Source organism: Geomonas edaphica (genome assembly GCF_004917075.1).
In the GTDB taxonomy this organism is placed as follows: domain Bacteria; phylum Desulfobacterota; class Desulfuromonadia; order Geobacterales; family Geobacteraceae; genus Geomonas; species Geomonas edaphica.
Map to the genome: position 1 here is coordinate 90,609 of NZ_SSYB01000006.1, position 24,466 is coordinate 115,074.

At 52.9% G+C, this 24,466-nt stretch carries 15 protein-coding genes; 2 read left to right on the plus strand and 13 right to left on the minus strand.

The annotated features are described in order from the left end of the window. Window positions 1-24 precede the first annotated feature (24 nt). From E8K79_RS18920 to E8K79_RS21360, 11 genes are all read right to left on the minus strand, one after another. Window positions 25-999, minus strand: coding sequence for a GDP-mannose 4,6-dehydratase (locus E8K79_RS18920; protein ID WP_136516109.1), 975 nt, complete (start codon window positions 997-999; stop codon window positions 25-27). Between the two features lie 43 nt (window positions 1,000-1,042). Continuing rightward, window positions 1,043-2,095, minus strand: coding sequence for a GDP-mannose 4,6-dehydratase (gene gmd / locus E8K79_RS18925; protein WP_136516110.1), 1,053 nt, complete (start codon window positions 2,093-2,095; stop codon window positions 1,043-1,045). Next, the gene (locus E8K79_RS18930; RefSeq protein ID WP_136516111.1) at window positions 2,095-3,081 is read right to left on the minus strand and encodes a hypothetical protein; all 987 of its coding nucleotides are present in this window, start codon (window positions 3,079-3,081) and stop codon (window positions 2,095-2,097) included. Before E8K79_RS18930 ends, gmd begins: the two co-directional genes overlap by 1 nt. Further along, window positions 3,045-3,692, minus strand: a complete 648-nt coding sequence (locus E8K79_RS18935) for a class I SAM-dependent methyltransferase (protein WP_136516112.1) — start codon at window positions 3,690-3,692, stop codon at window positions 3,045-3,047. Before E8K79_RS18935 ends, E8K79_RS18930 begins: the two co-directional genes overlap by 37 nt. Beyond that, window positions 3,685-4,647, minus strand: coding sequence for a glycosyltransferase family 2 protein (locus E8K79_RS18940; RefSeq protein ID WP_136516113.1), 963 nt, complete (start codon window positions 4,645-4,647; stop codon window positions 3,685-3,687). The genes E8K79_RS18935 and E8K79_RS18940 overlap by 8 nt, the downstream gene beginning before the upstream one ends. A gap of 60 nt (window positions 4,648-4,707) precedes the next feature. After that, window positions 4,708-7,995 (minus strand): glycosyltransferase family 39 protein, encoded by a 3,288-nt coding sequence (locus tag E8K79_RS18945; protein WP_136516114.1) that lies wholly within the window; start codon window positions 7,993-7,995, stop codon window positions 4,708-4,710. A gap of 160 nt (window positions 7,996-8,155) precedes the next feature. Further along, the gene (locus E8K79_RS18950; protein WP_136516115.1) at window positions 8,156-11,197 is read right to left on the minus strand and encodes a glycosyltransferase; all 3,042 of its coding nucleotides are present in this window, start codon (window positions 11,195-11,197) and stop codon (window positions 8,156-8,158) included. A gap of 35 nt (window positions 11,198-11,232) precedes the next feature. Further along, complete coding sequence (locus tag E8K79_RS18955; RefSeq protein ID WP_136516116.1) at window positions 11,233-12,264, minus strand: FkbM family methyltransferase; 1,032 nt, start codon at window positions 12,262-12,264, stop codon at window positions 11,233-11,235. Then, complete coding sequence (locus E8K79_RS18960; protein ID WP_281276111.1) at window positions 12,261-13,367, minus strand: ABC transporter ATP-binding protein; 1,107 nt, start codon at window positions 13,365-13,367, stop codon at window positions 12,261-12,263. The genes E8K79_RS18955 and E8K79_RS18960 overlap by 4 nt, the downstream gene beginning before the upstream one ends. Window positions 13,368-13,483: 116 nt before the next feature. Further along, complete coding sequence (locus E8K79_RS18965; protein WP_136516118.1) at window positions 13,484-14,278, minus strand: ABC transporter permease; 795 nt, start codon at window positions 14,276-14,278, stop codon at window positions 13,484-13,486. 342 nt (window positions 14,279-14,620) lie between these two features. Beyond that, window positions 14,621-16,360 carry a collagen-like triple helix repeat-containing protein gene (locus E8K79_RS21360; RefSeq protein WP_198419855.1) on the minus strand — a complete coding sequence of 580 codons (1,740 nt, stop codon included), beginning with the start codon at window positions 16,358-16,360 and terminating at the stop codon, window positions 14,621-14,623. 39 nt (window positions 16,361-16,399) lie between these two features. On the opposite strand from E8K79_RS21360, the gene E8K79_RS21625 reads away from it, so the two are divergent. Then, the gene (locus E8K79_RS21625; RefSeq protein ID WP_216629473.1) at window positions 16,400-19,042 is read left to right on the plus strand and encodes a hypothetical protein; all 2,643 of its coding nucleotides are present in this window, start codon (window positions 16,400-16,402) and stop codon (window positions 19,040-19,042) included. A 111-nt stretch (window positions 19,043-19,153) separates the two neighbouring features. Continuing rightward, window positions 19,154-19,732 carry a hypothetical protein gene (locus E8K79_RS21630; protein ID WP_216629474.1) on the plus strand — a complete coding sequence of 193 codons (579 nt, stop codon included), beginning with the start codon at window positions 19,154-19,156 and terminating at the stop codon, window positions 19,730-19,732. Between the two features lie 117 nt (window positions 19,733-19,849). Here E8K79_RS21630 and E8K79_RS18975 read toward each other — a convergent pair whose 3' ends face one another. Both E8K79_RS18975 and E8K79_RS18980 read right to left on the minus strand, forming a co-directional pair. After that, window positions 19,850-23,572, minus strand: coding sequence for a choice-of-anchor D domain-containing protein (locus E8K79_RS18975; RefSeq protein WP_136516120.1), 3,723 nt, complete (start codon window positions 23,570-23,572; stop codon window positions 19,850-19,852). A 383-nt stretch (window positions 23,573-23,955) separates the two neighbouring features. Then, on the minus strand, window positions 23,956-24,354 hold the full coding sequence (locus E8K79_RS18980) for an endonuclease domain-containing protein (RefSeq protein ID WP_136516121.1): 399 nt from the start codon (window positions 24,352-24,354) through the stop codon (window positions 23,956-23,958). Between the last annotated feature and the right edge of the window lie 112 nt (window positions 24,355-24,466).

The window sequence follows — 24,466 nt, forward strand, 5'->3', positions numbered from 1 at the left end:
CAGCGTAAAAGCCTATGCCGCGCCTTAGGCGCATCCGTCTAGCTCGTGCCGGTCCTCAAACATCACACGCACCACCTGCGGCATGGTGAGTTGCGCTTTCCAGCCAAGCTTCGTGAAGGCCTTGGAGGGGTTCGCCCGGCTCACTGTGATTTCCGAAGGTCTAAGGAGCGACGAATCCGTCACTACATGCTGCTTCCAATCCAGGCCGGCACAGTTGAAGGCGGTGGCGATGAAGTCTTCCAGGCTGTATGTCTCGCCTGTGGCGATGACGAAATCGTCCGGGGTGTCCTGCTGAAGGATGCGCCACATGGCATCGACATATTCGGGTGCCCAGCCCCAGTCCCTCGATACGGAGATATTGCCCAGATGAAGCTTCTCCTTACTTCCGTCCGCGATCCTGCGCACGGCGTTCACGATCTTTTTGGTAACGAAGCGTTCGGGGCGTAGGGCCGATTCGTGGTTGAAAAGGATGCCGGAACAGGCGTAGATGCCGTAAGCCTCGCGATAGTTGGCGACCTCCCAGAATGCCGTCGCCTTTGCAACCGCATATGGGCTGCGTGGGCGAAAGGGTGTCTCCTCGTCGGCGGGAGCCCCGCCGATGTCGCCGAAGCATTCCCCGGAACCCGCGTTATAGAACCTTATCGGCGAGTCCAAGAACCTGATCGCTTCCAGAAGGTTGAGGGTGCCGACGCTTATGCTTTCCAGGGTCTCTACCGGTTGCTGGAAGGAGAGTCCTACCGAGCTTTGCCCCGCCAGGTTATAGAGCTCGTCCGGCTTGATCTTTGCCAACGTTTGCAGCACGGAACGAAAGTCGTTCAACGCCATGGACTCAGTTTTTACCTGGTTTCGTATGCCCAGGATCTCGAGGTTGTAAAACGATGCCATCTGCGCGTCACGCGCCGTACCGTACACCTCGTACCCTTTTTTCAAAAGCAACTGTGCCAGGTATGCACCGTCCTGTCCGGAAATCCCGCTGATCAAAGCTCGCTTTTGGCTCATTTCGTAATCCCTCCGCATGTTGGGTGAGTTCCTAGGGTGCTAATCAGATGCCTGCGGCACGCTTCTCCTTCTCGGCCAGAGCGAGGTCCGCATCCGTCATTGTATGTACGAGGCCTTCAAAGGTGACCTTAGGGGTCCAGTTCAAGGTGGTTTTCGCCTTGGTAGGGTCGCCTAACAGGAGATCAACCTCGGCGGGACGGAAGTATCTGGGGTCGATCTCGATCACGGTTTTGCCCGACTTGGTGTCGATACCCTTCTCGTTGACCCCTTCGCCGAGCCATTCAAGCGGCATGTCGAGGCGGGTGAACACCTTCTCCGCGAACTCCCGTACAGAATGCGTTTCGCCTGTGGCAACGACGTAATCACTAGGTTCTTCTTGTTGAAGCATGAGCCACATCGCCTCAACGTAATCGCCGGCGAAGCCCCAGTCGCGCTTCGCATCCATGTTGCCGAGGTAGAGGGTGTTTTGCAGGCCGCATTTGATCCGACCGGCGGCTCTGGTGATCTTGCGGGTGACGAAGGTCTCCCCCCGGCGAGGGGATTCGTGGTTGAAGAGAATCCCGTTACAGGCGAACATGTTGTAGCTTTCCCTGTAGTTGACCGTGATGTAATAGGCATAGGCCTTGGCGCAGGCGTACGGGGAGCGGGGGTAGAAGGGCGTTGTTTCCTTCTGGGGGGTCTCCACCACCTTGCCATACAATTCCGACGAGGAAGCTTGGTAAAACTTCGGCTGTATGCCCGTCTCACGCACGGCCTCGAGGATGCGGACCGCTCCGAGAGCGTCCACTTCACCGGAGTATTCCGGGACGTCGAAAGATACCTGGACATGGCTTTGGGCGCCGAGGTTGTAAATCTCGTCGGGACGCACGTCTCTCAAAACCTTGTTGAGGGAGCTTGCGTCGTTTAAGTCGCCATAGTGGAGAAAGAGCCGGACACCCTGTTCGTGCCTGTCGCGGTATAGATGGTCGATGCGCCCGGTGTTGAAGGATGAAGATCGGCGAATTATGCCGTGAACCTCATAACCTTTGCTGAGGAGAAGCTCCGCGAGATAGGAGCCGTCTTGGCCGGTGATGCCGGTGATAAGTGCTTTTTTCATCATTTTGTCTCCAGATGTCCAGTCGGGGATATCTTGTTCTTTAGTTGTCTAATCGTGATGAACGAAGTCGTAAAGTATAAAAGGTCGCCGGTTATTGTTATGCACCTCAGAGCCAGTGCTACTAGCAGAGCCATTGGCTCGGCCATAATACCATTCAAGATAATGATCACCAATGATTCTCTTACACCTAGGCCAGCAGGAGAGCCCGGTGTAACATAGCCACCGATCCAAGACGCTGCATAGGCTGAAAACACTATTCCGGACATCTTTATGTCAGGGGTTCCTCCAACCAGGCCGACTAACCAAAGTAGAATGCCTCCAGAAATCGCGAAAAATAAAATATAAAGAGAATAAGCGCGAAATAATGGTCTCAATATCTCCGTTAATGGTCGAGTCGACACGTTAGGTAGCTGCAACGGTCGGATGTATTTAACGGCGGTTACGGTTATGAAAGGCAAGAAAAGTGCTGTGAGTAATCCCAAAAGATACCATCGAGCGTTGCCGAATATTTGGCTGCCGGATACAAAGCCGATCAAGGAGACTGCGCAGGCCGCACTAACTAAGCCCAGTGCTTCAAGAACAGTCGCTCCCACCAATACGGAGTGACTTATGCCGGCCTTCTTTCCCCAAACATGCCTTCCTGCAAAGTGGAAGATATTGCCGGGGGCATATTTAGCGATCTGGGTGCGGGCGTAGATTGCATGCCACAATCTGAAGTCGACTTCGGTCTGGCCCAGGAATCGTAACAATAGACTCCACGCGAAGGACAGTGAGAATGAAGCCGATGCATAAACACACGCTGCAGAAAAAACAACCGTCCAAAACGGGACTTGCTGCCGCGGCCAAGTAGTGATCATCGACCAGTTGAGGAAGACTTTGCTGCCGACGAACCAGAATGCGCAAACGGATAATAGGGCGCCGGCAATGTTGATGATTTTGTTTCGCGTCCTCATAAGTTCTTGGCACGGCAGAAAACCACCGACCATGGCAGCGGGGTGCGCACCTCGATGATGTCGAAGAAGGCGGAGATCAACCTCAGGAACTGCTTTAGCGACCAATGGTTGATATGACCGGGAGTGTTTCCAAGACTAGTGAGGTATTTCCCTCTTGCCATGTTAAGCAATCGCCAAAGCGGCTCACGGGGGACACTGACGATAATATACGGCTTTGCCAATTTGGAGAGAAGCTCCAACGCTTTCTCTGGGGCTTCAAGATGCTCCAAGACTTCGCAGCAAACGATCAGTTCCGCAGCATCCTCCGACGACTGCAGATCGTAAATCGATGCGGCTTTGAAAGGGACATGAACACCTTCAGACTGCGAAAGCTGATTCGCCTTTTCAATGATTTGTTGCGAGAAGTCAGAACCGCGAACGTCAGGCCCCATCGTTGCCAACATTCTACTCAAATGCCCTTCGCCGCAGCCTACCTCGTGGATCTCGCAAGCCCCCGACATTATAGCCAGTTCGCGAATGGACTTGGAGAAATTCTCCATCAGGAGCTTGGCAATCGGGTTGGCCGTTGTGTATTTGTCATAGAAATTACCTGCTACGACTCCATTTTCAGTGATGGCCTTATGTTGATGTCCATGGTCAGTCATGCATTCTGCCTTGGAAGTTTTCTTCCACCTTCTTGATTCTCCAGTCAATATTTTCGAGCAGCAAACGGTTTACGGAAATGAGGTCGGCAAGAAAACCGACGATAATCAGCAGAAAGCCGTTCCCCATGAGAAGTGCGGCAAGAATTAGAGACTGTATATGCCCTGTGCCATCACCCGTATAGAAATAAAACAGAAAACGAAGGCCAATCAGAAAACCGATTGAGAAAAAAACAAAGCCGGGTATTGCGAAGCATCTGAACGGTTTATAAGTCAAGAAAATGCGAAGGATAGTCAAGATAGAACGCTTTACGTAACTAGGAATGCTTTTGACAAGCCTTGAAGGGCGTAAATCCTGGTTCGTCCTAATCGGAACAGAAGTTATCGCCATTCCTTTTTGTCCAGCTTGAATGATTGTTTCGAGAGTATACGTGTAATTGTTGAAAACATGGAGCTGCATAGCTGCATCGCGACTTATTGCACGGAACCCGCTTGGGGCATCAGGGATGTCAGTATTACTTGCTTGCCGCACTACCCAACTGCCAAGCTTCTGCAGTGCTTTCTTTGTCGGAGAAAAATGCTGAATGGCACTAATTGGTCGTGCTCCAACGACAATTTCTGCTCGTCCCGTTAGAATTGGTTCAATCAGTACAGGAATATCATCGGCGCAATACTGGTTATCAGCATCGGTATTAACTATAATGTCGGCACCTGCTTTTATGCAAGCATCCAATCCAGCGATAAAACCTTTAGCGAGACCTTTATTGCAAGAATGCCGGACTACATGGTCAACACCGTGCCTCAGCGCTACTTCAACTGTCCGATCAGTGCATCCATCGTCAATTATCAGCCATTCAACAACATCGACCCCTGGAATTTCTCGTGGCAGTGCTGTAAGGGCAACTGCAAGTGTTGCCTCTTCGTTGAAGCATGGTATCTGAATGATTAGCTTTTTCATTATGAGCCTTGTTGTCTTGACTTAACAAAATAATAAATAAACGAAAAGGTTAATAAAAAATCACTGGCAAATAAGTTTTATTCCTGACACGAAAGCGCCCAGCTTTCTAGAGTCTTGATTGATACCATCTTTACTCGGCGTGAAAGTGTCACTGCGGATTTCAATGTTTGCTACGGTCCCAAGTTCGATATGAGCAATATTAAAAGTACCCGACCATGGACCACTAACGATTTTATCACGCGACAATTTTTGACCATTCAGAATAACTTGTACGGTTGCTCCCTTTGGTCCGACAGCTTTTAGATCGAGTCTCAGCTTTTTGGGCTTACTGCCTTCGTCAAGTGGAACAGCTAGCTTTGCTATTCCATTTGTCCAACGTCCGGGCGCTCCATTATAGATTTCCTGTAGATGAAATCCGGATTCTTCAATCCCTGCAATTTGCTGAGAACCTAGAACAATATTCGTATAGTCAGGGGCTTTTGACAACAACTTGATGTCCCGGAGTAATACCCCCAATGGGCGGTTATCAGTAGAGCCTTTTATACTTTCTTGCGGGATAAAGGGTGTGCATTGAATTTCGACTACAACGTCTTTACGGATAGGTATTTTCGATAGTGGGAACAATTTTGCCCAAGGTCCTACTGGGAGTTGTTCGTGAAATAATATTTTTTTATTGACTAGGATTTTGAGAATTGTGCCTTTCGGACCTGTTGAAATGAGCTCAACTTGCAAAGCTTTGGGCACTATCTCGACGGGTACCGTGATCCTTGCATTGCCATTGGTCCAACGTGCAGGTTCTTTGTTCGGTTCATCCTGGCCATAGAAACCAGATTCTTCTATGCCTGCAATCGTTTGTGCACCAAGAAGAGTATCGTTGTAATCAGGGATTTTTGTTAAAAGCTTGATCTCGTGGATTGACACTCCTAATGTTCGGATATCGGATGAATCGTTTTTAGTCTTTTGAGGTGTGAAAGTTCCACTTTGTATTTTAACGACTACTTCTTTTTCCGAAATCATATTTGGGAGAGGGATCAGTTTTGACCATGCCCCTGCCGTGATATGGCCTGTAAAAAGAATTTCTTTATTCGCACTTATAGTAAGATTAGTGCCATTAGATTCTAGGCTTATTCTTAAAAAATTTGGTTTACTACCTGTAACGATTGGGATGACAAGTTTAGCATTGCCATTAGTCCAACGTAGTGGCCCGTGTGCGCCAACCTCTTGGATGTAAAAACCTTCCTCAAATGTACCAAAATGGTGCTCAGCCCCTAGGTTTATGTTTAAAAAATTGGTGTCTATACCTGTAATTCTGTAAAGAGTGATGCTTTTTTCTTCCATTCTTACTTTAGTTGGTAATGGATGAAACTCTTGCTGAAGGTATGACCTTGTGATTTTTTTACTATAGATCTTCGTTCCGTTTAGCCCCTTAGGCAATTGAGAGCCCTCATTAAGGAGGTAAAATGACCCGCACTGTTTTAAATACAGTGAAATATTATTCACTCCATCGCGCGAATTAAGATCGAGGGGAAATATTTTACGTCTAAAGGAAAGGAATAAAGGTGTTTCTATTTGTGCACTGGATGTGCCATCATTTGAGAAGATAAGTGTATTCTCAGGGATATGCTTTGCGAGATCGCTAACCTGTGAATAAAAACCCTTATTTTCTGAAAAATTAAGTAGTGATGTATTGGATCCGTATGTAAATAATGCAAGTGACAACAAGATTGACAACGATAGTAGTACTGAGAGAGGTTTAGAAACCATGTTGGCCACAGTGTATAAGGCAAAGGTGGCAAAGAAGATAATTGCTGGAATCGCTACTGGGATGAATCTGCGGATTGCCCAAAAGTGATAAGGAGTTATAGAAGGATTCCACAGGTATATTACGGTGAACCCCCCTGCTACTATTAATGCGGGAAGAAAAATAAAATTCAGGCGATGACGACCAACTTGCCAAAACATTAGAAACCACCCGCTGATCGCAGACCATACGACAAGTGGTGATAGATATCTTGCCAGATTGACTAATGAATCTTCTCGATAATCTCTGGTACCGTTAAGCGGATTTCCTGGCCAGTCGATGAGGGAAAAATGATCTAAATTCGGTCGTAGCCAATACGCATATGATGCGAACGCAAATATAAATACGCCTACAGTTATCCACAATATTCTATTATAAAAAACTGTGCGCAGAAAAAGGGCTAGTCGATTGGTGGTCAGTAATAAAGTTAGCAGCGCGATGCCGCTAGCGATGCCTATCTTGGTTATTTGCGGTAAGAGATCGTAAAAATATGGAGTACTATAAAATCTGTAGTAGCAAACAGCTAAGACAAAAACAGGTAGCGATGCTTGATGCAAAGGTTTCCAAATTTGTGAAGGATTATTCTCCGCGGTAAAAATCTTGAAGAACCACTGGGCATAAAAAAGTAGTGGGATCAGTAACAGGCTATCTATCCGTACAAAAGCTGACAGACCAAAAAAAACTCCAGCTAACCGCGCAAGACTTCGGTCCTCATTTCTTAAGGCTTCAGCAATCAGCAACAGCCCAGACCAGATGAATAATTGTGTTAAAACTTCAGTCAAAGTGATCCTAGCTATCCAGATCTGACTTGCGTTAAAGGCCAAAAATAGTGCTGCTGCTGTAGCGAAAGAAGTGGGGACTATAAGCCGACATATGCCATAGAAGATAGTTATGGAAAGTATTGAGAAAAAAGCATTGAGTCGAAAGAGTCCCGCGGGGCCAAAAGAAGAATAGGTTTGAGCAAGCCAGACAGGGAAAAGATGAGAAAACTGGGCTGTCATGGTCGGGGATGTTTTATAGAATCCCGGCAATTGTTGGAATGAATTGTAAAGAAAATCATTTGTTCCCAGCCAGGGGTAAGGTACGTCCAAACGACTGCTTTGCGATATGTATATGCCATGATTGGCATATACGCCCATATCTCTACCACCTTCAATGGATTCAGTTGGGAACCCTGCGTAGACTGCGAGCGCAATAAGAAAGCCAACATAAACTAACAAGTTGTTGAAATCAGGCTTAGTAAACTTAGGGGCGTGGGTTTTATTCTTGAGCACAGTGCAAAGAGCGTAAATAGTAATCGCCCACCCGGCAGCACCTATTGCTTGTGGATAGTAGACACCGCACATGGCTGTTAGAAGCATAGGGCCGGACCAGACCGCAATGCCTGTAACAACCATAAGCGAAAACCATGTCATTGGCAGGAAAAGATTTACCCTCTCATTGCGATAATGTTGTCCGATAAACGAGTACCCGGTTACTAGCAACGCGGGCCACAGACCCGATGAAATAAACATTTGGAATTGTTGCACGACAATCCTTTTGCTCACTAGCAAAGCATCTTAGAACCGATATTCGGCATGAATCATGAAGATATAGGATATGCTGTGTAGTGAGAGGTTCAGACTTAATAGTCTTACCCGATTAGCTAATTCGAGGCAGTCTAAATCTCTTAAACGAGCGAGTACGTCATCTCTATTCATGTAAGTATTACAGTAGGTATCTTTTAATAAATGCTAACCTGTCTTGATGCAATTTACCGATTCTGAGCGGTGACAGGTCTGTTTTTATGGTGTTTTGTGCGGCTTGAGATATCCGATCGTACAAAATCTTATCATCTACAATTTGACGCATGTGCCATGCAGCATGTTCTATATCCGGTGCTGCCCAATATTGCCCTTTTTCGTAAACACCTATGGTCTGCTCGATTTTGATTAATTTATAATTGACTGGCAGAGAGTTGTCTTGGCGCATGAATTCAGTTGTACCTGACCAGTTGGTTGCAATGACTGGTTTACCGAGAAACATCGCCTCAGCCGGTCCCAGGCCAAACCCCTCAGAGCGGTGAAGTGACAAGTAGCAATCACACAGCGATTCAAGGTTGTAAACTTCTTGTCTTGTTAGCGTTTTGTCGAGCCAGATAACATTTTTACGACCATCAAGCCAAACTTGCAAATCCTCCAATGCCTCCGGGTGGTGATGAGAATTCTGGGTTTTTATTACGAGCGAAACCCGTTCATCAGTTCGATTAAAAGCACGGTCGAAGGCCTCGAGTGCGCCCTTTGGGTTTTTGCGTTCCTGATAAGAAGAAAAATCATACATTGTCAAAAACAGAAACCGCTGTTCGGGTAACTCGAAATCTGCTCGGCAGCAAGGTTGAACCATAAATTGGATTGCATGAGGTATTTTGACCACTGGTAGCGGTGATTTTCTGGAGACAGCGTCCTGTACGAATCCACTTGGCACCCATACTTCGTTCAGGCCATTGAAACCTCCTAAAAATGCATCCGGTAAGTTAGGTAGCTCCCAATGCCAAAAACCAACGTTGTATCTATTTTTGAAAACGTCTGGTGAGAGGCTTTGACAGACTACCGGCATCTGGTCAGCATTAATATGAAACATATTTACCGGAAAACGAGGATGTTCTGTGATGAGGTGTTCGTGGGTGGTGTCATTTGTACGGCTGGAATTGCCAATATTGAAGTCTACCAAAACATGGGGATGTCCAATGGAAGTCAATGCATCAGAGAATAGGCGAGGAGATTGCCCTAATCCGTGTTCTGAACGGACGTAACCAAAAACATTTACGCCTAACACATCTTTATTGTTGGATTCTTCTGGTATCGGTCCTTCACTGCTAGCAGCAATAGGAATTTGTTTCCCAGCGTACTCTATTGAGCTAATCTGTATGGAAAGACAGCGGGGGTCTTGGTTAACACCTGTTTCTTGCGGAATGACGCTCTGACGAGGAACCAGCAAAACTTCTACTCGATTTACCTGCGTTTCGCATTTTAACCTGGTTTGTCGGCTAAAATGCCCATCCGCTTGCAAATTGAAACTACCTGCTATGCTTCCATTGACAAAAATATCAACTACCAGCTCTGGCGCGCCAAAGGCACTCTGGTAAAGATACGCGTGGTGTACACCTTCAATCTTCAGTAGGGCACCAAAAGTATAATTTAACGTAACAAACCCGGCTTCTCGCCCCATCCACCAACCTGCGGGATCGGCGTCTGGGTAAAAACCAAAACAGTGTGTACCAGGAGAAAGCATACGTGCGCGATATGGTAAAGGGGCCAACTGTACCGGCAGTTGTGACGCAGGTTGTTGGGATGTGGCCGGAGACTGAAGGCCGACGCGGTGCCGAAAGTAACGACGAGCCAATTCAGGTAGAAATGATAAAAGCTGGCGGGCCGATCCGATCGCACGATAGTCCTGTTGGCGCAGAAACGATGGCCGCTCTCCGGTCCAGCGGAGGTGCAGATACTCAAGCAAACTGCTCCATAAATTATCTTCTAAGCGGATAGTTTTTCCGCCACATAGTGTTTTACTTTCAGCTTTGCCTGCGAGGGCCTCTTTAATTGGCCAAATAAATCTTTTAGGAATAGCTGAATTAGAATCCTGATCATTGATAAACCATTCAAAGAGCGACTGACGGTCACGACCCTCAGGGTCGGGGAAGCAACACGCCAAGTCTTGTCTTGAGGTAATGAGCGCTCGTAACACTGGTGGCAGACCATCTGGAGGGACTTCAGCAAAAACTTCGACATGCGAAAACGGGTTAGGTCCGGCAAGTTCTTGCAGGTCGGTGCCATCTCGGTAGGCGAATCTTATAATTTCAGGTATTGGCGTGCCGTCATCAAAACAGTCAAAGGCATATTTTAGTGCGCTATACTCTTTGTAACCATTGGCGAGCAGTCGGTCGGAATAATAAATAGCAAGTTGTTTGGCCTCACCTATGGACTCAAGGTCGAAGCGATTTTGATGTTTTGAGAAGGGGCCGGGTTTTTCTGGGTTAAAACCACTAAAATGGAAAAATCTCAGCAAGCTCTCGCCTGCATACCAACATTCTCCCCTACGGGTCAGAGGGCGATGAATCAGGTTCCAATAAGCAACGTTGTAACCCGCATCTCTGAGAATTTTTATGCCCTCAAACATGCCTGGTGCGAGGTCAAGCCATTTCTGATCTGTGAACAGCCCTTTCTCAAAATCAACTACTGCCTGGAATTCAAGCTTACGCTGCCACCACGCTATCATATCATCTGACTGTGCTGAACTGCCGACCGCAAGGAAACCCAGATTGTAGGAACCAGCGCGCATAATGTCCAACTCTGTTGGCTTAAATTCATCAAGCAACGGTGCAGTTAGATGAGGGGTTAAAACGGCCGTGGCGCCCTCTTGAAGCATGTGTTCTACATCAACCATTGGTTGCAGGACAAGGATGTCTGGATCAAGATAAATAGTCTTCGAATAGCCCATCCGTTTCAAGTATGAAAACATGTAAGGTTTTACCGCCGTATTCAACTCCATGATCGAATAACGGAAAATAAACGCTGACATATTTGGCAGTGGCAATTCTTCCACATAAGTTGTGGTGAAGAGTCCATCGTCTAAAAAGATCCCAGTTGTAGGCCGGTCAACTACTAAAACATGGCGTTCCCAACTCGGATGGACCTCCGCTAGCGATTGCATCAAGGTACGGGCAAAGGCTAAGTAATTGTTAGAAACTATAGTGAAAACAGCGGTTTTCAAGAATCCTCCCTGACTTACAACTTTGGTGCAGTAACCTATTTGGGGACTTGTTTAAATAACCATCTTAGCGGCTGCGTCCATCGCCATGATCGACTGCTGTATACGGCTTTCAGTTCATTCTCTATTCGTTGAGCTGTTTGATTTGCCGTTTGCGCCAATGCTTCAGCTATTTGAGCTCTCCGGTCTGCATCTTGTGCCACCGCTTCAATAATTTTGACTCTGCTAACAGCCTCCTGCGTCTTTTCTTCAGCATGTTGGGCCCTTTTCTCGGCCTCTTGTGCTAATGTTGCAGCAAGTTGAATTTCCAACTGTGCATCTTGTAAAACCATCTCGGCCTGTTTTGCCCTTTGCTCTGCCTGTAGTGCCCTTTGCTCAGCCTGATAATGTGCTGCCAATGTATATTCATCAAATGTATTCGGTGGATACTTCAGTTTCTGCTCAAGTTCCACATGCTCGGTGGCAATATAAAACCTGTTTAGTCCATCAGCGTATACAAATCTATAATGTGCAGCCTGTAAGTAAATTTCCCACTGTTGGTGTACTTCTGTGGTTGAGTTTGGTCTAGTCGCCTCAACTACGACAATCCAAGGCCTGTATTCGTTAAAATTCATCCCTTGAAGAACTTGACCCTCAAAACCCTCCACATCGATCTTCAGAAAATGGATTTCGCCCTTTACATGTTGTCTACAAATATCAGCCAGTGTAAGAACTGGAACACGATGAAAAACGCCAGGATGCCCCTCTGAGGTGTGCTTTTCAATGACAGTGTCAACTGCTGTTGCCCATCCTCTGACATCACACACAAATAAATCAATTTCGCCTGATGTTGAGCCGGCAGCACAGCATAAGTTGATGTCACGCGGGCGCTCTTCTACGAGATCCTTGTGGTGTACTTCAAGAGGCTCGATATTGATACCATGCCAGCCGTGATCGTAAAATGATTTGGTTACAGAGTCTATCGTGGGGTCATTAGCTCCAACGTCAATATAAAATCCTTTTTCTATATGGTTTAGAGCACGCCACAACATTACATCTTCAAAATTTTGAGCATAAGAAATAAAGTTCATAATTTTTTAATCTCGATCTGTGGAGGAATCCATGCACTACCTATGAAATTTGTTTTGTCAAAATTTGATACTGAAAATATGAATGCTAAATCTTTCCACTCATAGTTATTTGTGAGATGTGTATCTGCATCAACTAGAGCAGTAGCTATGGAATATGTACCAGGCCCAATCCTCATGGGGAAAGTAATATAAAAATGGAAAGAGTCACCAGGGGCCAGCCCAGATAGTGGTTGATTTGTGTGGTGAGTGTTGGTGCCAAAAACCGGTTGGCCGAGGCGGTCCTTTATCATGTATCCAAGAACTAGGCGAGGAATAAATGTATTTACTGTCACGCTAATTTTTAGCACAACGTCGTCACCGACATTGACAACTTCGACTGGATTTCCTGAAGAGTTGTACATGCCAATTCCCGTAACCGAAGCTTGACCGGTTCCGGAAATTGTCTGGACTTTTCCACTTTCGTGTAGGACCTGTTGAACGCTTTGGTTCTCTCGCTCCGCAATAAGTGCATTGTAATAGTCCATGACCTCTTCAGGCGCACCGTCTTTGATTATGCTGCCCTGGTCAAGAAGGATAGCCCGACTGCAAAGCGTCTGAACGGCCGCCTTGTCATGAGAAACTATTAGTAGTGAAGTCCCTTGTTGTTGAAATTCACGTATGCGGTCGAAACTTTTGTGCTGGAAATATGTATCACCAACAGAGAGGGCTTCGTCGACTATAAGAAGTTCGGGTCTGTATGCGGTTGCCACGCTGAAGGCTACGCGAACCTGCATCCCACTCGAGTAGATCCTTACAGGTTGATCAAAGTAATCACCGATCTCGGCAAAAGCCTCAATGCCGGGCATCATTTGGTCAACCTCATGTCTGTGAAACCCCATGAGCCCCGCCGAGTGATATACGTTCTGACGTCCGGTAAGTTCCGGATTGAATCCCATTCCCAATTCTAGGATGGCTGAAACACGGCCGGACAAGGTATAGCTGCCTGTCGTGGGTAATAATGTGCCGGTGATTAGCTTGAGCAGGGTGCTCTTACCTGCGCCGTTTTGCCCTACAATCCCGATGGCCTCTCCCGGGTGGATAGTGAAAGAAATGTTATTTAGCACGGAGTGCTCCGACACTGGTTTTAGGGGCAGACCAAGCCAACTGAGTATGCGGCGCCATTCGCCTGCATATGAGCGAAAACATTTGCCGAGGTGGGAAACTTGAAGGATTGGTGTGCTCATAATGCATCCACTACATCAGCATTTGCCCTGCGCAGAACTACGAATGCCAGGAGAAGTAAAATCAGGTCCAGAAATGCGATAGCTGCTAAAGCCTTAAAGTTCGGGTTGGTCCCAAACAACAAGATATTGTGGAATCCTTCAATGATCCAGTAAAGGGGGTTCATCATTAAATAGATACGATGTGATTCGTCCACAACATTTGCCAAATAGACAATAGGAGTGAACCAGTACAGAAGCTGAAGGATTATGGGGACTGCCTGACCGACGTCGCGGATGAAAACATTGATAACCCCTAGGATGAGTCCGATACCAAAAGCCAAAGCTGCCGTGAGCAGGGCTAGAACGGGAACCCAAAAAACTGTGGTGCTGGGCACATGCCCAAGTAAGGCGAAGAGCACTGTCATTGTCATAAATAGAAGGAAATTGTTGAGGAGGGCTGAACCAAACACAATGAGTGGAAGGCATATCTTCGGGAAGACCAGTTTCTTCAGAAGGTTGCCGTTGTCGATGAAAATGGTTAGGCAGCGGGCAACGATTTCGCTGAAGAGGGACCAACCTAATGTGCCTGCCATCAAATAAATGGCATAACCAAAAGGAGTGCTAATGCCGGGGAGCTTTGCTCCCATGAATCCAGAAAGAACGAAAGAAAAAATAGCGACCTGAGCGAGTGGGTTGATAATCATCCAGAGTCCACCAAGGCGACTTCGGATGAATCGCGAGCGGAATTCCGTGACGATCGAGGAGAGGATAAAATACCGGTAGCGCCAAGCACCGGTCAACAAACTGATCATCTAAATACCTCGCATGGACAGCGGCAGTCCACGCCCAGCTATTGTCCTTTAACGCTTAAATGACGTCGTCAAGTTACCATGTGCATATGGCTTAAATCAATGAAATTAATATAAAAGGAAAGGGATAATTCATCGTGAGCCTTACACCACGCCAATTAAGTCCGGCGAGCTCGTAGTAGTCATGGGGGGGGGCGTGCAGACTAGTGATTTTGTGATCGAGAGGAGGTTGTGGTGTCCATTCAGTTAGCCCTAGAAAATCATAAGCTTGGCGACCTAAACTGTTCGGAAAAAACTGTTAAAGAGGGCGGCCTAGGTGGCCGCCCCCAAGGAAATCTCATAAGACTAGTTACAAGTGCAGCCACCCGTTGCATCAATCGCAGTTGTGCAATAACCAAGTGTTTTCCCATCGGATTTCCAACAAATTGCCTTGTTTGCACTTCCTCCACTAAATGTGGCTTGTCCCGAGGAAGTCACAGCAGCTTTCACTGCGGCAGTGCTATCTCTCCATTCGGTCAAATTTGCGGTCTGGGTCGTGGCGCCCTGAACTATCTGTGCAGGAGCTGCGGCTTCGCTGTTAATCACATGAAGTTTGGCCTGTACAGCCGTTTGAGCGGAAGCCGCAGGGAAACCTATGCCTACTTTAGCTGAGTTGTTCGTCTGTAGCGTAATGTTAGCGGCATTAGATCCATCTGCGGTTACCCCTCCGATAATTGGGAGTTGGAAGCCAAGGATGTATCTGAAGGCATAGTTAGAGGCTGATCCCATTTGAGCGCTATCCAGCAACCACAGCTGTCTATTGCCAGTGCCGTTGTATCCTAGCTGGAATACTGCTCCGTCGGCAGATGCAGGTGAAGCCGCTGCAATTCCGTCGCCCGCCAAAAGTAGGCCCTGTGATGCCGCAACCTTGTTTGCTTGGTATACGGTCGTTTTACCTACCACGTGCAGCGGACTTGTTGGTACGGTCGTTCCCACACCTAAGCGATGGTTCGTAGAGTCCACAACAACCGCATCATCTGCTATGAACCCATTACCCGCAGCATTCCGTCCTTGAATTACTCCAGTTATTGTGCCTGCTGGCGTAGCCCCTGCGGTTATGCCGGTAAGTAGCGAACCGTCTACTGCTGGAAGTTTGCCCGTGCTCGTTAATTTAACAATCTGGTTTGCACCAGTTCCACTATTAAGCGTCAGCGTCGGAGTGGTGGAGGTATTCGTAACAAAGATGTCAGAGTTCGCAGAAGTAACCCCTGTTACAGTGCCACCTCCATTCACCGCCGCAGTGGTTTGGGTTGATCCGTCAGGGAAAATGATTCCACCATTCGCATTTATAGCAGCTTTTACCACTCCATTGCTGCTCCGCCATTCCGTAAGGTTAGCCGTTTGTGATATGGCCCCCTGCACTATTTGGGCTGGCACTGCTGCGTCGCCATTATTAACATGGAGTTTTGCCAGTACAGCCGATTGTGCTGCGCTAGAAGCAAAGCCGATACCCACTTTTGCATATGGTGTAGATTGCATGTTGAGGTTTGCCGAGACACTGCCATCCGTTGCCATTGCACTAATTTGTGGCAGTTGGAAACCCAGAATATACCTAAAGGCGTAATTAGTTGCTGAATTGGTTTGGGTGCTATCTGCCAGCCACAACTGCCTGTTACCAGGAGAATTATAGCCGAGTTGGAATACAACCCCGTCATCAAACTTGGGAGAAGCTGCTAAAATACCATCTCCTGCTATCAACAAACCTTGTGATGAAGAGGCTTTGCCAGACTGGTATATAGTTGCCTTCCCAGATACATGTAAAGGAGTTGACGGTGTGGCCGTCCCTATCCCTAATTTACCGTCCCCGGTCACAACGAGCTTGTCAGCTCCAGACGCATCTACAACTTTCAACTTAGCCGTATTTGCATCTTCAGTCGCCCCTTGCTGCATCGTAAGAACTGCACCATCGGTTTGTGCGCGCAATTTTGTAAGAATGTCCGCTTGAGTGTCCGGTGATCCTGCAGGACCTTGTGGGCCTTGCGGACCTGTTGCACCATTTGCACCGTTGGTGCCGGCGGGGCCTTGCGGGCCGGTAGTACCCGCCACGCCCTGCGGACCTGCAGGACCTGCAGGACCTGCTACGCCTTGGATACCCTGCTCACCTTGCGGACCTGCGGGACCGGTGAGACCGGTGTCGCCCTTCACGCCTTGGATGCCTTGATCGCCTTTGAGCCCCTGCGGCCCTTCGGGGCCGATCGGGCCCTGAATACCTTGATCGCCTTTGGGACCTTGGATCCCTTGCGGACCCTGCGGACCGGTCAGACCGATAACACCGGGAAGTCCGGGCTCTCCCGGAGGTCCCTGGATACCCTGCGGGCCGGTCGGACCGGACGGTCCTTCCACACCCTTCGCTGCCATAAGCTGCCATGCCTGGCTCGCGCCCGGGACATCGTTGACGGTTGCCGCGGCTACTGCGATGTAGCTGCTGCCGTTGTACTGGACGGCGTCGTCGGTTTTGTAGTCCCCGGCTGCCCAGTCTCCTTTCCAGCTCATCCCTTTCTGGCCTTGTGCACCTGCTTCACCTTGCGGCCCCTGGATACCTTGCGGACCAGCGGGACCAGTGAGACCTGCTACGCCCTGCGGACCTTCGGGACCGGTCGCGCCGGTGTCGCCCTTCACGCCCTGGATACCCTGGATGCCTTGATCGCCCTTGTCACCTTTGAGACCTTGCGGACCTTCGGGACCGGTTGCGCCGGTATCGCCTTTTACGCCCTGGACGCCTTGGAGACCTTGATCGCCCTTGTCACCTTTGAGCCCTTGCGGACCTTCGGGCCCGATCGGGCCGATGTCACCTTTCACACCCTGGATGCCCTGGATGCCCTGGATGCCTTGATCGCCCTTGTCGCCTTTGAGGCCTTGGAGACCCTGGAGGCCTTGGTCACCTTTGTCGCCCTGGATACCTTGGATACCTTGGATACCTTGGTCACCCTTGTCGCCTTTAGGACCCTGCGGACCGGTGGCGCCTGCTGCACCGTCCGCGCCTGTGGCACCTGCGGCGCCGTCGAGGCCTTTTGCCGCTACGAGCTGCCATGCGGTGCTTACCGGGCCGGGGATGTCGTTAACGGTTGCCGCTGCCACGGCGATGTAGGTGCTTCCCTGGTACTGCACGGCGTCGGTCTTGACGTAGTCGCCGGCGATCCACTCGCCCTTCCAGGTCATCCCCTGACCTGCGGGACCCTGCAGACCTTGCTCGCCCTGCGGACCTACGGGACCTTGCGGACCCATCGAGCCTGCCACACCCTGCGGACCTTGTGGACCTTCGGGGCCGGTCGCGCCGTTATCACCTTTCGGACCCTGCGGACCGATCGGGCCAACGGGACCCGCGATGCCCTGGGGACCTTGCGGACCTTCGGGACCGGTTGCGCCGGTATCGCCTTTTACGCCCTGGACGCCTTGGAGACCTTGATCGCCCTTGTCACCTTTGAGCCCTTGCGGACCTTCGGGCCCGATCGGGCCGATGTCACCTTTCACACCCTGGATGCCCTGGATGCCTTGATCGCCCTTGTCGCCTTTGAGGCCTTGGAGACCCTGGGGGCCTTGGTCGCCTTTGTCGCCCTGGATACCTTGGATACCTTGGATACCTTGAATGCCTTGGTCACCCTTGTCACCTTTGAGGCCCTGCGGACCTTGGATGCCTTGCGGCCCCTGTGCGCCAGTGTCGCCTTTGGGACCTTGGGGACCGGTGGTGCCTGCCGCACCGTCCGCACCTGCGGGACCTTGTGCGCCGGTGGCACCTGCGGCACCGTCGAGGCCTTTCGCCGCTACGAGCTGCCATACGGTGCTTACCGGGCCGGGGATGTCGTTAACGGTTGCCGCTGCTACGGCGATGTAGGTGCTTCCCTGGTACTGCACGGCGTCGGTCTTGACGTAGTCGCCGGCCACCCACTCACCTTTCCAGGTCATCCCCTGACCTGCGGGACCCTGCTCACCCTGCGGACCTGCGGGACCTTGCGGGCCCATCGAGCCTGTCACCCCTTGGGGACCTTGCGGCCCTTCGGGACCGGTAGCGCCGGTGTCACCTTTAGCTCCCTGTGGACCGGTGGGGCCTGCGGGACCCGCTACACCCTGGATGCCCTGGTCGCCTTTGTCGCCCTGAGGACCCTGGATGCCCTGGATCCCCTGTGGACCCTGTGCGCCGGTGTCACCTTTGAGACCCTGCGGGCCGGTGGCGCCGGTCGCGCCGGTGTCGCCTTTGAGACCTTGCGGCCCCTGGATGCCCTGGTCACCTTTGTCACCCTGGATGCCCTGGATGCCTTGGTCGCCCTTGTCGCCTTTGAGACCTTGCGGACCTTGGATGCCTTGGTCGCCTTTGAGGCCCTGCGGCCCGGTCTCGCCCTGGATACCCTGCGGACCCTGTGCACCGGTGTCACCTTTGGGACCCTGCGGACCCGTGGCACCTGCCGCCCCGTCAGCACCTGCGGGACCGGTTGCGCCTGCCGCGCCGTCGAGGCCCTTCGCCGCCACGAGCAACCAGGTGGTGGTGCTGGTTCCGGGGACGTCGTTCGCGGTCGCACCGCTTGCGGCCACGTAGGTGTTCCCCTGGTACTGCACGGCCTCGGTCGCGTTGTAATCGCGTGCCGTCCACTCGCCCTGCCAGATCATGCCGCGCGGACCGGGGGCGCCTTCCGCCCCTTGCGGACCCTGCGGGCCTGTCGCGCCCATGGGACCGATCGGACCAATCGGACCCACCGGACCGATGGGACCCTGGATGCCTTGCTCGCCTTGTAATCCTGTTGCGCCTGTTGCACCTGTTGCACCTGTTGCACCGGTGTCGCCCTTGGGACCCTGGATACCCTGAATGCCTTGGTCGCCCTTGTCACCCTTGAGCCCTTGCGGACCTTGGATACCCTGGATGCCTTGGATACCCTGGTCACCTTTATCGCCTTTGTCGCCCTGGATGCCTTGCGGACCCTGGGCACCGGTATCGCCTTTGACACCCTGCGGACCGGTCAGGCCGATGGGACCCTGGATGCCTTGGTCACCCTTCGGGCCCTGCGGGCCGATCTCCCCTTGAATACCTTGAATGCCTTGGGCACCGGTATCCCCCTTGAGACCCTGGATACCCTGAATGCCTTGGATGCCCTGCGGGCCCTGGAGACCGGTGGCGCCGGTTTCACCCTTGGCGGCCATGAGTTTCCAGTCGAGCGGCGACTGGTCGGGGACCGCGTTGATGTTGGCGCGAAGTGCCACGTAGGAATTGCCGTTGTATTGCACCACGGAGTCTTTCGCATAGCCCGGCGTGGCGCTCCAGTCACCCTGCTGGTGCAGCGTGTTGGTGAGGTTGGAACCGTCCCCCGCGTAGGAGGTGGCGCTTACGTTACCCTCTGCGGTCACGTTGAAGGTGGTGTTGCCGGAACTGTCCTTGACGGTGAGGCGGTTCACCTCGGCGTTTGCTGCGCCGGAAACCAGTCCCACTAGCAGCGTGGCCATGCCAAGGCTCCTGTAGTACTGCCTTCTCTTGAACTTCTTTCCCATTGGATCTGCCTCCTTTAAAAAATGAGCATCGAATATTTTCAATAAGTGAGTTTTACGGGTCTATTGCAGTACGAGCCCCTCCAGGACGGCCTCGCCGCTGCTTATGGTCAGCGAGTGGAGCTGCGTTGCGCCGGTCTGGTTCTGGAACTGGCCATCGTAGCCGCCGCTTACCGTGACGGAGCGGTCCGCGTCGATGAGCAGGTCCTCGAGGGTGTTCACCGACTGGCTCTGGATCACGCTTCCGGAGAAAGAGGCCTGGTAGGCCGCCTGCAGCGAGCCGTAGTATTCCTGGGTTCCCATGATGCGGAAGGGGGACTTGAAGAATGCGTAGATGGTGTGGTCGCTGTTCACCGGGCAGAAGGTGAAGCTCGAGGACGCGCTGTTCTGCCAGATTCCGTCGACTTGGAAGTCGCCAAGGGTGAAGCCGTTTGCCGGCGTGGCGGTGAAGCTCTGGCATGCCCCCGCGTTGACGGTTACGTCGCCGGAGGGGGTGATGCTGCCGCCTGCGCTTGCGCTTGCGTGGATCACGTAGCCGCTCACGCCGCCGCCGGTGAGGGCGATCTGCTTATCGGCGGTGTACGGGTCGTTGGACGGGATGTGCAGGAGCGCGCTCTTGGACCCCGCGCTCGCCGGGGTGAGGTTCATCGTGATGTTGCAGCTTGCGGCCGGCGCGAGAGAGACCCCGGCGCAGCCGTTTGCGGTGATGGTGAACTGCGCCGCGTCCGTCCCGGTGATGGTGGCGTTACCCACGCTCAGGTTGTACTGCCCGGCGTTGGTGACCGTTACCGTCCTCGTTGCGTTCGCGTTTACCGCGACGGAGCCGAAGGCTACCGGGTTGGGGGTGGCGGAGATGACGGGGAGGAGCTTCGTCGCCACCTTCAGCGCCGTGTTGGTGACGTCGTAGTAGGCGATGTTCACGTTGTGGTTCGCGTCCACCACGAGGGCGGTGTACTGGCCGTAGTTGGCGCTGCCGCTGTCGGGTACCGCGGCCGGGGTGCTCCAGACGCCGTTAGGTGAGCGTTGGGCGTACATGAGCTGGCCGGTGCCCCCGCCGTTGTTGCTGTAGTAGGCGACGTGCACGATGTCGAGGCCGTTCGCCTTGATCGAGGTGAAGGCCCCGGCGCTACCCACGGGACCAAGATCGTAGGGGGCGCTCCAGGTGCCGCCGGTCGCCGCCTGCTTGTTGATGTACTGCAGGTGTTTGTTCGCGTCGACGTAGACCACGTGCAACAGGTTGTTGTTGTCCACCGTGATGGCGGGGGAGGAGACCGTGGTGTCGGTGAGCGTCGAGGTGGTGAAGCCGCTTTCCTGCGCGGTCGGGTTCTCGGCGTACATCAGGCGGCCGTGGCTGCCGTTGGTCGGGTTGTAGTAGACGATGTGGATGTTGCCCTGCGAGTCGAGGGCGAGGTCGCTTTGTTTCCCCGCGCCCGCCTGCGGCAGCGTCGGCTCGAACTCGTGGTAGTACATGTCTCTTTCATTAGCGTACCATAAGTTATAGCCGTCGGTGTAGCTGATGAAGGTGTTGCTGTTGGTCATGGTGCAGGGGGAGCCCTGGCAGAACTGCACCGCGCCGGTGAAGGTGTCGGTGGTGGTGTTGGAGATGGCCGGCTGCGGGTTACCCATGGGGTCGAGGCCGCCCGCTATGTCCTGCAACTGCCAGTTGTTGGCGTCCACCGAGACGTAGAAGGGGGCACCCGCGTAATTGAGCGGGTTGAGGTCGCTCCACTTTCTCGCCGAGACGTACTTCCTTTTCAGGGTCGCCGCCTCGTAGGTGTAGGCCATGACCCTGGGGCCCGCGGGGGTGTAGACCGTCGCGGTGCCGGCGCTGGTGACGTTGGGGATCGGTATTGTCTGCGACGCGACCCAGGAGCCCGAGGCGTTGGTGGCGAGTTTCAGGACCGGGGTCGCCGCGGAGTTGTCCAGGTAGCCGATGGCGAGCTTGCCGTTGGCCGGGTTCGTCGCCATGGAGCAGTACTTGCCGGTGTCGGTCCCCGTGTTGTCGATGGTGGTGACACCCCAGGAGGTGACCGGGACCACCGGGTAGAATACCGCGGTGATGTTGTGGTTTGCGCTCACCTCGGGGAAGGTGTACGAGGTCACCGCGCCAAGCGGCGTCCCCATGTTGCCCGGGCCGGTGCCGTCTAAGTAGACGCCGGCGATGAGATAACCCGGGTTCGGCGTGATGGTGAAGGTCTTGTTGAGCCCGGCCGTCGCACTCACCGCGCCGGAGGGGGATATGGTGCCGCCGATGTCCGGGACCATGGAGGTGTTGTAGACCGCGGTGTAGATGGTGTAGTTCGCGCTCTGCGCCGTGGTTCCCTTGAGGCTCACCTGCTTGACCGGGAAGTTCGGATCGTTGGAGGCAAAGGTGAGGACCGCGCTCTTGTCCCCGGCGGAGACCGGCGAGAAGCGGACCTCGGTGCTGCAGGTCCCCCCCGGGGCGAGTGCCCGCCCGGCGGTGCAGCTGTTGTTGCTCGTCACCACGAATTCCGAGGCGTTCGTTCCTGTGATGGCCGGTACTCCGGAAAGGGTGAGGTTCGTGGTGCCGCGGTTGGTCACGGTGACGGAATCCACGGCCGCCGAGCCCTGGGCCACTGAGCCGAAGAGAAGCGGGGCCGGGGCGGCGTCGATGGCGGGTGCCGGTTTGGTCACCACCATGAGTGCGGTGTTGCTCGCGTCGTAGAAGGCTATGTTCACCTTGTTGTACTGATCGATGGCGAGGGCGGCGTACTGCCCGTAGTCGGCGCTCGCACCGGTGTAGGTGATGGTGTCCGCGGCGGCGAAGGTGCCGCCTGAGGCCTTCATGGTGTAAGTGAGGCTGTTCGTGCCGCTGTTGTACCAGGCGGCGTGCACGTTGTTGGCGCCGTCGGTCTTAAGCGTGAGATAGCCGCCGGTCTTGCCGCAGGAGCCGATGTTGACCGGTGTGCTCCATGAGCCGCCCGCGGCGGGTTTGCTGGTGTACCAGACGTTGAAGCTGGAGCCGCCGCCGTAGCTGTAGATGACGTGAAGCACGTTGTTCCCGTCGATGGCGATGGCCGGGTTCACCAGGGAAGGCTGGGGCTGGGCCACCACGGTCTGCGCCGCCACGGCCTGTCCGGCGAGGGTGGGGTTCTGCGCGTACATGATGGTGTTGCCGGTGGCGTAGACCACGTGCACGTTGCCGTTGCCGTCGATGGCGAGGTCGCTCTGCACCCCGGCCGTCGAGAAGTCGTACCACTTCATGTCACGCTCGTTGGCGTACTTGAGCTTGTTGCCGTTGTTGAAGGTGATGAAGGTGAAGCCCATGTACTGGACCGCGCCGGTCTGGGTGCCGGTGGCGATGGCGGTCATCGCCTCCTCCGTGCTCCCGTCGAGCGGGTTGATGCCGCCGCCGATGTCCTGGAGCTGCCAGCCGTCGCCGTTGATCTTCCTGGCCCCCTGGTACATGGTCCGCCCGGTGGCGGAGTTGTAGGAGTAGGCCATGATGCGCGGGCCGCCCGGGGTGTAGACCGTCGCGGTCGAGGCGTCGCTGGCGTTCGGGAGGATGTTCTTCAGGCTCTCCGTGTACCAGCTCCCCGACACGTTGTTGGCGTATTTAAGATACGGGGCTCCCGAGGTCGAGGTGTCCAGGTAGCCCAGGTAGAGCTTTCCTGCCGGATCGACCGCGACCGAGAGGTTCTTTCCGGTGGCGCTCGCCGAGTTGTCGACCACGGACGCGGTCCAGGTGGAGGCGCGGGCCGGTTGCAGCGACAGCAGTAATAGAATAACGGCTGCTGCGAGGTGATAGGCGCTTCTAAGTGTCACGGTACCCTCCTTTAGATTAAAATCTGCCGGCAGGTGGACGGCAGCGCTGAAAAGAGAGCCGGGCGGGCAGTGCCGCGGCTCTCGCAATGCATGTTATTTAAGTCCCCCCTCCGCGGAACGCTACGGGGGGCAAGCTCCCCTTTGCGAAGGGGGATTTAGGGGGATTTTTGCTCCGCAGGCGCCTGTCCCCCTCGCCATACCATGCCCAAGGTGTGCGATGGCCGCGTCAGCGGGTTCTGGTATGGTCAGAGAAGGCAAATCCCCCCTGTCCCCCCTTCGCAAAGGGGGGGACGTGATGCCATGCTCACCGCTTCGAGACTGATGCACACATGCTTCCCCGGTATTTCCTTAAGAAGCTTCGCAAAAAGTAGGAAGCGAGGCCTTTAAACTCCCCCCTTTGCGAAGGGGGGGCGGGGGGGATTTGCTCTTTGTCGGCAGATCCTGAAGATCTCTTCCAATACTGCATCCGTTTCCAACAGCACCTGCCGGTCGTCAAATCTAAGAACCATCAACCCTTGCTCTTTAAGAAAGCAATCGCGTGCGGCATCACGCTCGCGATGTTCCTTCTGAAGGTGCTGGCTGCCATCCACCTCGATCACCAGCCGTGCTGCGGCGGTATAGAAGTCGACGATATACGGGCCGACCGGCTTCTGCCGGTTGAACTGGATTCCTAAAAGCTGCTTGCCGCGCAGATGAGACCACAACAACTGCTCGGCATCCGTCATATCCTTACGCAGTTCCCGGGAGAACCCCTTCAGTCGGTGGTTGTAGGGTCTGACCACGGCAAATCCCCCCCCGCCCCTGCTCTCTTCCCCCTGAAGCTGTCAAGTCCCCCTTCGCAAAGGGGGGGACGCCTGGGCACGTGCGGCGCTTCGTGGAACGCAGCACACTTAC